Below are 14,273 nucleotides of genomic sequence, written 5' to 3'. Positions count from 1 at the left end.
AGAATACGAGATTGTTGGTAGGATAGCGTCAGACATTTTGTTTTACGGTCGTCATTGCATATGAAACGATCGTTTGGTTTTTTAACCATCAACTCTCTGCGCCTCAGCGCCTTGGCGCGATAATGATACAATTCAACCTAATAATCCGATGTCTATGTGCTTCGATGTACTGCTCATCTCTAATCATTTGGAAAAGCTATGCTGATTAAATTAACAGGTGGAACGGTTTATGACCCCGCCGGCGGAATCGACGGCCAAAAACGGGATATTTATATTCAGGACGGTCGCATCGTCGATAAACCTGCGGCCGATCTCAAAATCGATCAAGAATATGATTTAACCGGTAAAGTCGTGATGTCCGGTGCGATCGACATGCATACGCATATCGGCGGCGGTAAGGGCAATATCGCGAGAATCTTGTTACCGGAAGACCACCGCTCAGATCCGGTCATCCGCACCGATTTGACGCGTTCCGGAAGCGGTCATGCGATGCCGAGCACTTATGTTACCGGCTATCGTTATGCCGAGATGGGCTATACGGCCGCATTCGAGCCGGCGGTGTTGCCGGTTAACGCCCGACAAGCGCACATGGAAATGGGCGATATTCCGATCCTCGACAAAGGCGGTTACGCGATGCTCGGCAGCGACGACTACTTGCTGCGCATGTTGACTGCAAAAAAAGATCAGAAAGCGGTTAACGATTATGTCGCATGGACGCTTCAAGCGTCCAAATGTATCGGCATTAAAGTCGTCAATGCCGGCGGCATCAGCGCGTTCAAGTTTAATCAGCGCAAGCTCGATCTCGACGAAAAAAATGCGTATTACGACGTGACGCCCAGGCAAATTCTGCAAACCTTGGCGACTGCGGTCAAAGAATTAGGCGTTCCGCATCCTTTGCATGTGCATGGTTGTAATCTGGGCGTGCCGGGCAATGTCGACACGACGCTCGATACGATTCAAGGCGTGGGCGGCCTGCCGATGCATTTGACGCACATTCAGTTTCATAGCTACGGCACCGAAGGCGACTTCAAGTTTTCATCGGGCGCCGCGCAAATCGCCGAAGCCGTCAATAAGCACAAGAACATTACGATCGATGTCGGGCAAATTTTGTTTGGGCAGACCGTTACGGCTTCGGGTGATACGATGCGTCAGCATGCGAACCACAAGCACGCGCATCCGAACAAGTGGGTGTGCATGGATATCGAATGCGATTCCGGTTGCGGCGTCGTGCCGTTCAAATACAGGGACCAAAATTTCGTCAATGCCTTGCAATGGGCGATCGGTCTTGAAATTTTCTTGCTGGTCGACGATCCGTGGCGTGTATTTTTGACCACCGACCATCCGAACGGCGCGCCGTTCACGACCTATCCGCATCTGATTCGTTTGCTTATGGATAAAAGCTTCCGCAACGATATGCTCGCGACGATTCATCCGGAAGCGCAAAAAATGACGACGCTGGCATCGATCGACCGCGAGTACACGCTGAACGAAATTGCGATCATGACGCGCGCGGGTGCGGCCAAATTGATCGGCCTTAAAGATCGCGGCGGCCTGACCGCTGGGAATTGGGGCGACATCACCGTGTACACCGAAAACGCCGATCGGCAAAAAATGTTCGAAAAACCGGATTACGTGTTCAAGGACGGTGAGATGGTCGTCAAAGATGGTCAGATCGTCCATGTAAAATGGGGAACGACACATGTTGTCAAACCTGATTATGACGCGGCCGTCGAAAAAGACCTCAAGTCTTATTTCGACCGCTATCTGACGATGAAAATGGGCAATTTCAAAATCAGCGACGACGAATTTACCGAGGACGGGCGGGGAAGTTTGACGGTGCATCCGTTGCAGGTGTGACGAAGCTGTTTTTCGCATCGCTGATTCCCATGCTGGATTTTGGAAATCAGCGTATGGACTACGAGACTACTAGCTGATGCCTGTTATACTCATCGTATATCAAAATTCGGCGCAGGGGTGTTCGACAAAGGACGCCGTGAATACGTCCTTGTAGGCTCTATGCCAGCTCCATGCTGGCAAAGCCTTTGTCGAACACCCCGACGCCTCCTCGGACATTGCCGAAATTTGAAGTGCGAAAGGTATATTTCCTATTTTTTTGGCATTTACATCCGGATGTATCACGATGATCACAATCCACCGCAATTTCACGCTGAGTATCAAGGTCATCAGGCGTTAATTGCGATCGAAAGCGGTGAGGTGCTTGAAGGCCGTTTGCCGAGTAAAGCATTAAAACTGGTTAGAGAATGGGCGAAAGAGCATCAGGAAGAATTAATGGCGGATTGGCAGTTAGCCATTCAGTTAAAGCCGTTGCAGCGTATAGCCGGAGCCGATAATGATTAAAATCGTCAAAGCCAAATATATTGAACATAAAACCATACGCTTGTGGTTTTCCGATCAAACCGTCGGCGATTACGATTTGCAGCTTCTGTTGGACAAACAAACTGAGTTAGTCATTCCATTACAAGATGAAGGTTACTTTAAACGATTCTTTATAGAGCTAGGGGCATTATGCTGGAAAAATGGTTTGGAGCTCAGTCCTGGAAATATACATAACAAACTCAAGCAGCAAGGTAAGTTGCAGCGTGATTTGAAGGCTGCTTGAGGTAGTTAATTGGACAACTCGCAAAATTGGAACATATCAGCGTTTCCGCGGCATTATCAAACGAAAATAGATTGATAACAGCCGTAGAAGAAATAAACAAAAAATCCGGAGATACCTATGGCTATAGATTATCGCAGCATCATTACTATCGAACCCGGAAAGCGAGGTGGTAAGCCTTGTATTCGCGGGTTGCGGATTACGGTTTACGATGTTTTGGGATGGCTTGCGGAGGGTATGAGCGAAGTGGAAATTTTGGACGATTATCCTGAACTGGAGTCAAACGATATAAGGGCTTGTTTGGCTTTTGCAGCCGAACGTGAGCATAGCTTAGCGGCAATTATTTAATGAAGCTGCTGTTGGATGAAAACTTGTCGCGCCGTGCAGTGGCCTTTTTAGTTGAAGCATATTCTGAATCCACACAAGTTGCGATATTAGGTTTGGAACGCGCCGGTGACTGGGAAATTTGGGAATATGCCAAAACCAACGACTTTGTTATCGTCACGAAGGACGCTGATTATTTTGAAATGTCGAATCTTTACGGTCAACCGCCTAAAATTGTTTGGCTGAAAATAGGCAATCAGTCCAAAGCGGCGATTATCAATTCTTTGTTGACTAAAAAGGACGCGATAGAAATGGCATTGATCGACGAAAACAAGGCCTGCATCGAGATATACCGATAACGTCAACACTTTACTTACTTTCAAATATTTAACCATGTGTACCCATGATGATTATTAACGGCGTAACGATAGACAAAACCTTTGCCGAAGCCTTTCCGATGAAGGCGACGCGCGCGATCATCACCGCGCAAAACGAAAAATGGGCGATGATCTCGGCACAGGCGATGACCGGTTTCGCGACTTCGGTCATCGCTTGCGGCTGCGAGGCCGGCATTGAGCGTGTGCTCGATCCTTCAGAAACACCCGACGGACGCCCTGGCGTCTCTGTGATGATCTTCGCGATGGGCGGCAAGGGCCTTGCGAAACAATTGGAAACGCGCGCCGGGCAATGCGTGCTGACTTCGCCGACTTCGGCATTGTTCGCCGGCATTGAAAGCGACAAACCGATTCCGCTGGGTAAAAACCTGCGCTATTTCGGCGACGGTTTCCAGATTTCCAAAGTCATCGGCGGTAAACGCTATTGGCGCGTGCCGGTCATGGACGGCGAGTTTCTGACCGAAGCGACGACCGGCCAGGTCGATGCGGTCGGCGGCGGTAATTTCTTGGTATTGGCCGAATCGCAGCCGCAAGCGTTGGCGGCCTGCGAGGCCGCGATCGAGGAAATGCGCAAGATTCCGAACGTGATCATGCCGTTTCCGGGTGGCGTCGTGCGTTCCGGCTCGAAAGTCGGCTCGAAATATAAGGCGCTCGGCGCATCGACCAACGATGCGTTTTGTCCGACCCTGAAAGGCATCACCAAAACCGATTTGTCGCCTGAAATCGAATCGGTGATGGAAATCGTGATCGACGGTCTAACCAAGGAAGACATCGACAAGGCGATGCGCGTCGGCATTCAAGCGGTCTGCGATTTGGGCGCCGAAAACGGCATCAAACGCATCAGCGCCGGCAATTACGGCGGCAAACTCGGCCCCTTCCATTTTCATTTACAGGAGATCATGGCATGACTGCGTTAACCTTCACGCTGAAACAGCGACCGGCTCAGCGCGTCGATTTGTCGCCTCTGGTTTGTCAAAAACTGGCGGGGTTATCGCCGACCGACATTGCAGCACTCGAACTCGATAGCGGCAAGCGCAAAATTCGCGTCGACGAACTATTCACGATTGCCGGTTACGATACACAACAGATTGTCATCAAGAACAGTTATGCCAAGCTCGATTTTATCGGCAAAGAATTAACTGAAGGAGAGATCCGTATCGAAGGCGATGTCGGTTCTTATTTGGGCCTAGGCATGAAGTCCGGCACGATTACCGTCAACGGCAACGCAGGATTATTCGCGGCTTGCGAAATGAAAAAAGGTTTCGTTCAGATCAACGGAAACACCGGCGATTTTCTCGGGGCGGCCTTGCCCGGTAACAAAATGGGCATGAAAGGCGGCACCGTTTTGGTTAAAGGCAACGCCGGCGAGCGGGTCGGCGATCACATGCGCCGCGGCGTCATTTTGATCGAAGGCAATGCTGGCGATTACTGCGGGTCGAGAATGACGGCCGGCACGATCGCGGTAATGGGAAAAACCGGACGCTATACCGGTTTTGCAATGCGCCGAGGTACCTTATTGCTCTGGAATAAGCCCGAACTGCCGGCGACCTTCAACGATTGCGGCTCGCATACGTTGGCGTTTTTGCCGATGCTGTTCGCGTCGTTCAGATCGTTTGATTCGAAATTTGCAGACCCTGCGGCGGTCTTTAATCGTGTCCGGCGTTACGGCGGCGACATGGCTGAAATGGGGCGCGGTGAAGTGTTGGTCAGGCTATGACGATGTAAAACGATGAACTGAAGAGGCCGGCAGACATGAACGAGAGCATTTCGGACAAGGAGGCGGTCAAGGATGACGAAGATGCGGATTACGCGGCCCGCGTCTTGTTGATCGACCTCGAAAATTGTCCGAAACAAGTTTATCAGTTGATGGAAGATTTAGCCGCCTATACCCACGTCGTGATTTGCTATGCGCAGTGCGGCGCGCGCGTTCCGCTCGATTGGATCGTGCCGCTGACCGCAACGGTCAATCAAAATCGTCTTAAAATCATTAAAATGCCGAACGGCGGCAAGAATTCCGCCGATTTCGGCATCACCTTTTGGGCCGGCGCAATGATGGCCCGGCTCCCCGAAAATACCCATTTCGATGTCGTTTCCGACGACAACGACCTCGATCATGCGGTTAGCCTGTTAATCAGCCAGAATCGGAGCGCGCAACGTATCGGTGTCAAACTCGAAAATATGCCGGGCTTCGCACCGAAAAGCCCTGAAGTCTTGGTACAAGAGTTTTGCGCGCATTTGATCAAGCACAGTCGAAGCCGGCCGGTCAAAAAAGAAACCCTGCTCAATAGTATTCGCAGTAAATTTAAGAATAATGTGGTTAATGAGGAGGATTTATTCGATGAGTTGATTCAACAGAAGGCTATAGAGATTAAGGATAATAAAGTCACTTACAATCAAACTAAAATCGAAGTGTTAGCGACTGAATAGTCGCTCTTTACCTTTGCCGCAAGGGGTTTGTATACTCATCGTAGATGAAAATTCGGCCTCGGGGTGCCCGTCAAAGGACGCCGTGAATACGTCCATGTAGGCTCTATGCCAGCTCCATGCTGGCAAAGCCTTTACCGAGCACCCCGAGGCCTCCTCCGGCACTGCCGAAATTTGAAGTGCGAAAGGTATAACCCCGTCCGGAAAGTTTCGACTATGCTCAAAGCAAACAAAAAACGTTTGGGGCGGGTTGAATAACCCGCCCCGCGCCAGCATTAGTGCGCGGGGCGTACTCAACCTGGTTTTTCCCAGCAGGACGGGGTTTGCAACCCCGTCCTAACGTTTTGACTTTGGCCGAAGTTAGCCGAAATGTTTAGGGCAAACCGAAACGTTGGGGACGGGTTAAATAACCCGTCCCGCAGAAGTGGCTACGACTGATCACTGCTCGGACAATTGGCTTCAGCAAGCTGAAGCATCTTGCTAATCAGGAAAAACGTTTGGGGCGGGTTAATAACCCGCCCCGCGCCAGCATTAGTGCGCGGGGTGTACTCAACCTGGTTTTTTAGTGGGATTGAGACAGGCGCTTTAAATCTTTGTCGATCGCTTTAGCCAGGGTTTTTACGGTCTTATTGGTTTGGAATCGATTGGGTCCTTTGGCTTCGAAAGTGTAATCGGCAATCAGTTTGCCGTCTTCGACTCGTATCAAATGTCCCATGATATAAGCAAACAAGAAGCTCGGTTTATGCAGTCTACCGACTAGAATGTAATCGGCGCCGAATTGCTTGCCCAGTTTCGCGGCCACATCATGGTGATCGAATAGATATCCGGTTCCGGCATCGGCCTGTTGTTGGGATGCGAAGTCGGTTTCGACTATGTCATTCCCTAATGTGGTTAATTCGGCTTCAAGTTGAGGCTTGATCGAAGCGGTGCGCTCCTGTTCCTCGGGGATGCCGGGAGCCAATGTGAGGTCTTTTAGTTCGAAAACCAAAACGGCAATTCGAGATTCCGCTAAGGCGCTCGTTCCGAATATCATCAGGAAAAAAGCGGCAATGAGGCGAGCATCAACAGAGTTTTTCATCGGCTTTCTCGTTCGTGATTGATAAGAGAAGGACAGTCTACCCGTAAATCGAAACGATAGAAAGCGTGATCGTTACTTCAATAAATCCGCCATAGAAATGACGTTTTTAGCCATTTCGCCGATCGAAATATTCCGGTCCATCGCCAGTTTTCGCAGCGCATGATAAGCCTGAGCTTCGTCGAAGCCTTGCGATTTCATTAGAATCCCTTTTGCTCGGTCGACCGCTTTTCTTTCTTCCAGTTGCGATTTGGTTTTTTTCAATTCTTCCTTGATGGCGTTTTGCTCTTTGAATCGAGCCACCGCGATATCGATGATGGTTTTGATGCGTTTGGGATCGAGCCCGTCGACGATATAAGCGCTGACGCCGGCCTTGATGACTTTATCGATCGTGTCGCTATCTTGATCCTCGGCAAACAGGATCACCGGCGCCGAATGGCTTTGATTGATCGTCAATATGGCATCGAGTATCTTCGGTGTCGGGGTATAAACATTCAACACCACGATGTCCGGCAATAAATTTAATACCAACGAATTTAAATCGATAGTATCGAACGGAAGACAAGCGGTTTCGAAACCATGCTTTTTCAGGGTTTTCTCGAGTAGTTTTTCGCCTTGAATTTCATCGGCGATTAAGACTTTCAGCGCTTGCATGTCAATCCAGTTCGATTTTCACTAAAGTGCCGTCAGGCATGATTTCGGTAATGAACTCTTTAGGCTCTTCGAGGCGGCGCGCCAAGATTGCCGATGCCAGTGCGCAAACTGCCAGAATGATGAAAAACGTAGATGGTGCGACATGGCCCATTAGCGCTAAAAAAAAGATGGCTCCGGCATTGCCGTAAGCGCCGACGATGCCGGCGATCTGGCCGGTCATGGGTCTTTTGATCAAAGGTGCGATGGCAAATACCGCACCTTCGGCGGCCTGAAGAAATATCGAACACAACACCGTCATTGAAATAGTCATCAAAATGGGCCAATCGCCGGCAATAAAGGACATCAAGTAATAACCGAGCGAAGTGCCGGCTAGAAACATCGTCAGCGAGAGCTTGCGGCCGATTCTGTCGCTAAGCCAGCCGCCGACCGGGCGGGCGATAAGATTCATGACAATGAAGCTCGATGCCATCAGGCCTGCATCGATCATAGAGACTGCTTGGGTTTCGCGGTAAATCGTAAAGAAAAACATCGGCAGCATCGATACCACGGCTAATTTGGAGCCGAACGTCATCAAATAGGCGACGCTAAGGATAGTGATCTGTTTGAATGGATAATGGTGAATGCTGTCGATTGGACGACTGAGCCGTTCCGCATTGATGTCGACGATTTGACAAGCTTGAAAAAAGAAAAGGGCCCAAATAATGATGTTAATCGCAATGACCCAGGGTGTGCTAAGTAAATCGGCTTCCGGTGTCGATAGCTGCCAAGTGAGCAAAGACATTGCGGTATAAAGCGGTACGGTCGTGCAGATGTAAAGGAATAGATCTTTTATCGAAGTAACCTCCATTGCGCCCGAACGTCTAGGTTTCAAATAGGGCACGTCGGGCGGCGTATCCTCGACATTCCGGTAATAGATGAGCGCATATGCTAGCGACAAAATACCGGTTACCGCAATCGCATAACGCCAGCCGTTTTCGGCGCCGAAATATAATGCCAGTCCCGGTAGCAGGATGGTCGCGGCGGCTGAACCGAAATTGCCCCAGCCCCCGTAGATGCCTTCGGCAACGCCGACTTGCCGAGCCGGAAACCAATCGCCGATGATGCGAATGCCGATCACGAAGCCCGCGCCGATAAACCCCAAACAGAAGCGCGCCCAAGCTAATTGTTGAAACGATTCAGCCATCGCAAAGGCGAAGCAAGGTAGGCTACTCAGTGCCAGTAGAGTGCTGTAACTGATTCTTGCGCCGAAGCGGTCTACGACCATGCCGATGATGATGCGAGCAGGAATGGGCAACGCAAAATTTAATAACAGCAGAATGTTGACTTCGGATTCGGTGAGATTCACAGAATCCATGATCATCAGCATCAGAGGGGCGTGATTGAACCAGACGACAAAGCTGATGAAAAAAGCCGTCCAGGTCAAATGCAGTATTTTGATTTTGCCGGAAAAGCCGAGTAACTTGAGTTGTAGTATGGACATTAGCTGGTTTTACTGTGAAAGTTCGTAGATTTGGACTCATTATCTAATCTTTCGATATAAGAAGCTCGGCAGAGAAAATACCGGTTCCGGAGAGGGTGCGGTTGCTCGATCGACAGGCGTCGGCGGCAGGGCAGATTTTTGCTCCTGCAAAATCTGCATTCATGCCATCCATGGCAATCAGTCGCCGCCGTCGAGCCTACACGGACGTATTCACGGCGTCCTGTCGGGCGAGTGACCGCGCCCTCCCCACACAGAGAGCTTTCATTTGCCGGGGCGATGGCCGGGCCTTCATGAGAGTTACGGTGACCGAGAGGTGAATAGTGCTCAATTTAATAAATATAGCAATTAATATGCCGATTTATGTTTTGGTATCGCACGCTTGTTCATCCGGTTGCGGATAAATATCTTGCTTTATATTGGTGCGGAAAGTTAACGCTATTCACCGAATGTGTGCGATGAAAGCGGTAACTTAATGATTATCGAATTCGAATTGACTAATTAATGGTTTGTTAAAACCAGTTAAATCAAGGCTTCGCGAAAGTTGCTTGAAAACATGGCATTCATATTGCTTTATCATTAGCAAGACTCCTAACGGAGTACCGATTTTGTTGGGGCATTGGCGTCCTGTTCGAGTGATTCGTCACATCGACTGGACGCCTTTTTTTTGCCTAAAATTTAGATACAGAAAACCGAGGTTGCCGATGAGCAAGAAACAAACATTAGTCGTGATTGGTAACGGTATGGTCGGCCAAAACTTTTTGGCCGGACTGGTGAGTAGTGGCGCGAAGGAACATTTTGAGATCGTCGTGTTTTGCGAGGAGCCCAGGCCGGCTTACGACCGGGTTCATCTGTCGGCGTTTTTTTCCGGCAAGACCGCACAGGATCTATCGATGGTCGAGGAAGGGTTTTTCGAACAACACGGCATCACCGTGCACTTAGGCGACAGAGCAAAATCGATAGACCGTAGCGCTAAAACAGTGCTGTCGGAAAATGGCGTCCGGATCGCTTACGACAAAATCGTGTTGGCGACCGGGTCATACCCGTTCGTGCCTCCGGTACCGGGGCACGAACGCGATCGTTGCCTGGTTTACCGAACCATAGAGGATTTGGAAGCGATTGAAACTGCGGCCGAACAATCCAAGGTCGGCGTCGTGGTCGGCGGCGGCCTGCTCGGACTGGAAGCCGCCAAAGCCTTGAAAGACTTAGGCTTGACCACGCATGTCGTCGAATTCGCGCCGCGCCTGATGGCGGTGCAATTGGACGACGGCGGCGGCGCGTTGTTGAAGCGCAAGATCGAAGCGCTCGGCGTGACTGTGCATTTAAATAAGAACACGACCTTGATCGACGACGGCGAGAGCTGTTTGCATAAAATGAATTTCGCCGGCGGGGATGCACTCGAAACCGACTTGATTTTGTTTTCGGCCGGTATCCGTCCGCGCGACGATATCGCCCGGGACTGCGAATTGGAGGTCGGCCCGCGCGGCGGCATCGTGATCGACAATCAATGTCGGACCTCCGATCCGGATATTTTCGCGATCGGCGAATGCGCCTTGTGGAATAACCGGATCTTCGGCCTGGTCGCGCCGGGATACGCGATGGCGCGCACCGTCGTCTCGGTGCTCGAAGGCGGCGACAATTATTTTACCGGCGCCGACATGAGCACCAAGCTAAAGCTGATGGGCGTCGATGTCGCGAGCATCGGCGACGCGCATGCGCAGACGCCGGGCGCATTGGTCTACACTTATCAAAACGGCGATAGCGAAGTCTACAAGCGACTCGTGGTCAGTACCGATAAAAAAAGGCTGTTGGGCGCAGTGCTCGTCGGCGATGCTTCGGGTTACGGAACTTTGCTGCAATATTGCTTGAACGGCATCGAACTGCCGGAAAATCCCGATTCGTTGATTTTGCCGCACCGTTCCGACGAGTCGGTCGGCCTCGGGCCCGATGCACTGCCGATGTCGGCGCAAATTTGTTCCTGTCATGACGTCGACAAAGCAACGCTTTGTTCGGCGATCGAAGCCGGTTGCAATACGGTGTCCGCGCTCAAGTCGGAAACCAAGGCGGGGACCGGTTGCGGCGGTTGCGTGCCGTTGATGAAATCGGTGATGGAATGCGAATTGGCCAAACTCGGCATCGAAGTCAGCACCGACATTTGTGAACATTTTCCGCATACCCGGCAGGAGTTGTATCATTTGATCATGGTCGAGGAAATCAAGACCTTCGACGAATTGATCGAAAAACATGGGCGCGGCCGCGGCTGCGAAGTTTGCAAACAAGCGGTCGGCTCGATTCTGGCTTCTTATTGGAATGACTATATTCTCAAGAAAGAGCATATCGGTTTGCAGGATACCAACGATATTTTTCTCGCGAACATGCAAAAAGACGGCACCTATTCGGTCGTGCCGCGCGTGACCGGCGGCGAAATCCAGCCCGAGAAATTGATCGTGTTGGGGCAGGTCGCGAAAAAATACGGGTTGTATACGAAAATTACCGGCGGTCAGCGGGTCGATCTATTCGGCGCCCGGGTCGAGCAATTGCCGTCGATCTGGCGGGAATTGATCGACGCAGGCTTCGAAAGCGGACATGCTTACGGCAAATCGCTCAGAACCGTCAAATCTTGTGTCGGCAGCACTTGGTGCCGTTTCGGCGTCGACGACAGTGTCGGTCTCGCGATCGAGTTGGAAAACCGTTATAAAGGACTTCGGGCGCCGCATAAGATCAAATTTGCCGTGTCCGGCTGCACACGCGAATGCGCCGAGGCGCAGAGCAAAGATATCGGCGTGATCGCGACCGAGGGCGGTTGGAATCTCTATGTCTGCGGCAACGGCGGTATGAAGCCTCGGCACGGCGATTTGTTTGCGACCCAACTCGACAAGGAAACACTGATCAAATATATCGACCGCGTGCTGATTTTTTATGTGCGCACGGCCGACCGGATGCAGCGGACGTCGGTGTGGATGGAAAACATGGAAGGCGGCTTGGATTATTTGCGTTCGGTCGTGATCGAGGATAGTCTCAGCATAGGCGAGGCACTGGAAAAACAAATGCGCCATGTCATCGACACCTATCAATGCGAATGGAAAACCACGATCGAGGACGAGAGCAAATTGAAACGTTTCCGGCATTTCGTCAATAGCGACCGACTCGACGACAACATCGTGTTCGTCGAGGAGCGCGGCCAAGTTCGCCCTGCCGATGAACAAGAGCGGGAGGCATTGAAGGCCAGGAAGCATTTCAATATATTGGAGGAGGCATGAGCATGAGCGAATGGATCGATGTCTGCTCGGTCGACGATCTGCAGCCGGATTCCGGTGTTTGCGTCTGGGCGGATGGCAGGCAAATTGCTTTGTTTTATATGCCGAAGGAACAGGCGGTTTACGCGGTCGATAATTTCGACCCTTTCGGCAAAGTCAATGTATTATCGCGCGGCATGATCGGCGATATCGGCGGTCAGCCGATGGTAGCATCGCCGCTTTATAAACAGCATTTCAATTTGGAGACGGGCGTTTGCTTCGAGGACGAGACTGTGAAAATCGAAACCTATGGTGTTCGTATCGAAAATCGGCGGGTTGCCGTTAACGTTTAGGGAGATTTATGAAATATCATTATTATATTGCCGACGTTTTCACGAATCGGGTTTTCAATGGCGCGCAGATTGCCGTTTTTCCGAAAGCGGACGGACTCAATGCCGAAAAAATGGCCTTGATAGCCAAGGAACTGAATTTGTCCGAAACCGTCTTCATTTTTCATAAGATCAACGGCGGCAATGTACGAAGAATGCGCATATTTTCGCCGCTGGCGGAGATTCATTTAGGCGGTCATCCGGTCATTGCCGCGGCTTTTGTCTTGGCCAGTTGCGGCGATATCGAATTAAACGAGCCGATTACCCGGGTCGTGTTCGAACAAAATGCGGGGCCTGTCGAGGCGAACATTACGAGTGTCGGCGGTAAGCCTGGTTTTGTGCAATTTACCCGAAAAGTCAGCGCCATTGTCGACCGGTTTGCACCGGGCGATGAAGAATTAGCCGCTTTTCTAGGGTTGGAGCAATCGGAACTCGATCACAAAAAGTATTCGCCAAGACTGGTTTCCTGTGGGTATCCCTATTTGATCGTGCCGGTTTGGAAATACGAGTCGGTAAGAAAAGCGCTTTTCAATTACCCCGCCTGGAGCCAATCCGCCGCGCCGCAAACCGCCGCGCAAGAGATTTTGCTATTTGCGCCGAAAACGCCGTTCCCCGATGCCGATTTCAATTTGCGGCTTCTTGGGCCACGCCTTGCTTTAACCGAAGATCCGCCGGTCGGCAATGCGGTGCCGGCTTTTTGTTCGTATTTGTGTTCGTTCGAGCATACGCGTAAGGGCACGCACAGTTTCGCTGTGGAACGTGGCGACGAACGTTCGCGACGCAGTGTTATTCGCATCGAAATGGATAACAAAGGCGAGGAGTTACTGCCTCTTCGCGTCGGCGGCGAGGCCGTGATGTTTGCCGAGGGGCTAATCGATTTGCCGAAATGAAGGTTTACCTTTAGCCGTGTAGCCCGGGAAGCGTAGCCCAATCCGGGACGTTCGAAGCCATGTCATTCCCGTATTCCACTATGCTGCATACGGGTTATACTCATCGGAGATCAAAATTCGGCGCCGGGGTGTCCGTCAAAGGACGCCGTGAATACGTCCATGTAGGCTCTATGCCAGCTCCATGCTGGCAAAGCCTTTGCCGAGCACCCCGGCGCCTCCTAAGGCACTGCCGAAATTTGAAGTGCGAAAGGTATACATGCTGCCACATTACGGTTTGAATAGAGTTGGGTTATAAAGCAAATCTACCTAGCTTACCAAGACTTATAAGGCAAAAACTTGCCGTTCATCGTGATAATAACGCGATCGCCCGCCGGGTTTTCTTCTTTGCCGACCGTCATGCTGAAATCGATCGCGCTCATGATGCCGTCGCCGAATTTTTCGTGAATGATTTCTTTCAAGGTTTCGCCGTAAACGCCGACGACTTCATAAAGCCGGTAAATGAGGGGATCTTGAGGTACGTCGAAAGCCCATTGTTTGTAAGGGAACATTGCCAAGGCGACTTGTACTTCGTTGGGTAGTTCCAGAACGGTGCATAGCTTTTCGGCCAGTTCCGGTTTCATGCTGTTCATGCCAAGGCAAGCCGAGGTCAGCCAAACTTCATCGACGCCGATTTGTTCGGCAATGGCCGTCCAGGTGAGTTGCTTTTGTACTTTTGCCGTGATGATCCGATCGGTCATTTGCTCTTTGGTGAGCAAGGAGTCGGCTTTGCAAGATGATGGAGTCGTTTTCATA

15 protein-coding genes are annotated in these 14,273 nt (G+C 50.9%); 11 read left to right on the top strand and 4 right to left on the bottom strand.

Going from position 1 to position 14,273, the window contains the following annotated elements:
* Positions 1–198: 198 nt before the first annotated feature.
* From METBU_RS0106365 to METBU_RS23460, 8 genes are all read left to right on the top strand, one after another.
* A complete protein-coding gene (locus METBU_RS0106365; RefSeq protein WP_017839819.1) occupies positions 199–1,857 on the top strand; it encodes a formylmethanofuran dehydrogenase subunit A in 1,659 nt (552 codons plus the stop codon).
* A 225-nt stretch (positions 1,858–2,082) separates the two neighbouring features.
* Entirely contained in the window at positions 2,083–2,358 is a 276-nt protein-coding gene (locus tag METBU_RS0106360) for a DUF4160 domain-containing protein (protein ID WP_268869767.1), read from the top strand.
* Positions 2,351–2,620 (top strand): DUF2442 domain-containing protein, encoded by a 270-nt coding sequence (locus tag METBU_RS0106355; RefSeq protein WP_014147753.1) that lies wholly within the window; start codon positions 2,351–2,353, stop codon positions 2,618–2,620. The genes METBU_RS0106360 and METBU_RS0106355 overlap by 8 nt, the downstream gene beginning before the upstream one ends.
* A gap of 117 nt (positions 2,621–2,737) precedes the next feature.
* Entirely contained in the window at positions 2,738–2,965 is a 228-nt protein-coding gene (locus METBU_RS0106350; protein WP_014147754.1) for a DUF433 domain-containing protein, read from the top strand.
* Positions 2,965–3,300, top strand: a complete 336-nt coding sequence (locus METBU_RS0106345) for a DUF5615 family PIN-like protein (RefSeq protein ID WP_017839818.1) — start codon at positions 2,965–2,967, stop codon at positions 3,298–3,300. Before METBU_RS0106350 ends, METBU_RS0106345 begins: the two co-directional genes overlap by 1 nt.
* 47 nt (positions 3,301–3,347) lie before the next feature.
* Positions 3,348–4,244 carry a formylmethanofuran--tetrahydromethanopterin N-formyltransferase gene (gene fhcD, locus METBU_RS0106340; RefSeq protein WP_026130072.1) on the top strand — a complete coding sequence of 299 codons (897 nt, stop codon included), beginning with the start codon at positions 3,348–3,350 and terminating at the stop codon, positions 4,242–4,244.
* The gene (locus METBU_RS0106335) at positions 4,241–5,053 is read left to right on the top strand and encodes a formylmethanofuran dehydrogenase subunit C (protein WP_017839816.1); all 813 of its coding nucleotides are present in this window, start codon (positions 4,241–4,243) and stop codon (positions 5,051–5,053) included. The genes fhcD and METBU_RS0106335 overlap by 4 nt, the downstream gene beginning before the upstream one ends.
* Positions 5,054–5,088: 35 nt before the next feature.
* Positions 5,089–5,763: a PIN domain-containing protein gene (locus METBU_RS23460; RefSeq protein WP_017839815.1), complete on the top strand. Its 675-nt coding sequence runs from the start codon at positions 5,089–5,091 to the stop codon at positions 5,761–5,763.
* 559 nt (positions 5,764–6,322) lie between these two features.
* Here METBU_RS23460 and METBU_RS0106325 read toward each other — a convergent pair.
* The 3 genes from METBU_RS0106325 to METBU_RS0106315 all read right to left on the bottom strand — a co-directional run bounded on the left by METBU_RS0106325 (position 6,323) and on the right by METBU_RS0106315 (position 8,969).
* Positions 6,323–6,838 (bottom strand): DUF2380 domain-containing protein, encoded by a 516-nt coding sequence (locus METBU_RS0106325; protein WP_014147759.1) that lies wholly within the window; start codon positions 6,836–6,838, stop codon positions 6,323–6,325.
* Positions 6,839–6,910: 72 nt separating this feature from the next.
* A complete protein-coding gene (locus METBU_RS0106320; RefSeq protein WP_014147760.1) occupies positions 6,911–7,489 on the bottom strand; it encodes an ANTAR domain-containing response regulator in 579 nt (192 codons plus the stop codon).
* A 1-nt stretch (position 7,490) separates the two neighbouring features.
* Positions 7,491–8,969, bottom strand: a complete 1,479-nt coding sequence (locus tag METBU_RS0106315) for an MFS transporter (protein WP_017839814.1) — start codon at positions 8,967–8,969, stop codon at positions 7,491–7,493.
* A 701-nt stretch (positions 8,970–9,670) separates the two neighbouring features.
* Between METBU_RS0106315 and nirB the strand changes: the two genes are divergently transcribed.
* The 3 genes from nirB to METBU_RS0106295 are packed head-to-tail and all read left to right on the top strand — an operon-like array spanning position 9,671 to position 13,481.
* Positions 9,671–12,226, top strand: a complete 2,556-nt coding sequence (gene nirB, locus METBU_RS0106305; RefSeq protein ID WP_017839812.1) for a nitrite reductase large subunit NirB — start codon at positions 9,671–9,673, stop codon at positions 12,224–12,226.
* A 2-nt stretch (positions 12,227–12,228) separates the two neighbouring features.
* On the top strand, positions 12,229–12,555 hold the full coding sequence (gene nirD / locus METBU_RS0106300; protein WP_026130071.1) for a nitrite reductase small subunit NirD: 327 nt from the start codon (positions 12,229–12,231) through the stop codon (positions 12,553–12,555).
* Positions 12,556–12,563: 8 nt separating this feature from the next.
* Complete coding sequence (locus tag METBU_RS0106295) at positions 12,564–13,481, top strand: PhzF family phenazine biosynthesis protein (protein ID WP_014147764.1); 918 nt, start codon at positions 12,564–12,566, stop codon at positions 13,479–13,481.
* 311 nt (positions 13,482–13,792) lie between these two features.
* On the opposite strand, the gene cynS is transcribed toward METBU_RS0106295, so the two are convergent.
* A complete protein-coding gene (gene cynS / locus METBU_RS0106285; protein ID WP_014147765.1) occupies positions 13,793–14,272 on the bottom strand; it encodes a cyanase in 480 nt (159 codons plus the stop codon).
* Between the last annotated feature and the right edge of the window lies 1 nt (position 14,273).

Origin of the sequence: Methylotuvimicrobium buryatense 5G (assembly GCF_000341735.1) — a bacterium.
GTDB classification, from domain to species: Bacteria; Pseudomonadota; Gammaproteobacteria; order Methylococcales; family Methylomonadaceae; genus Methylotuvimicrobium; species Methylotuvimicrobium buryatense.
The sequence above is the reverse complement of the archived record's forward strand: the minus strand, read 5'-3'. Positions and strand labels throughout refer to the sequence as shown.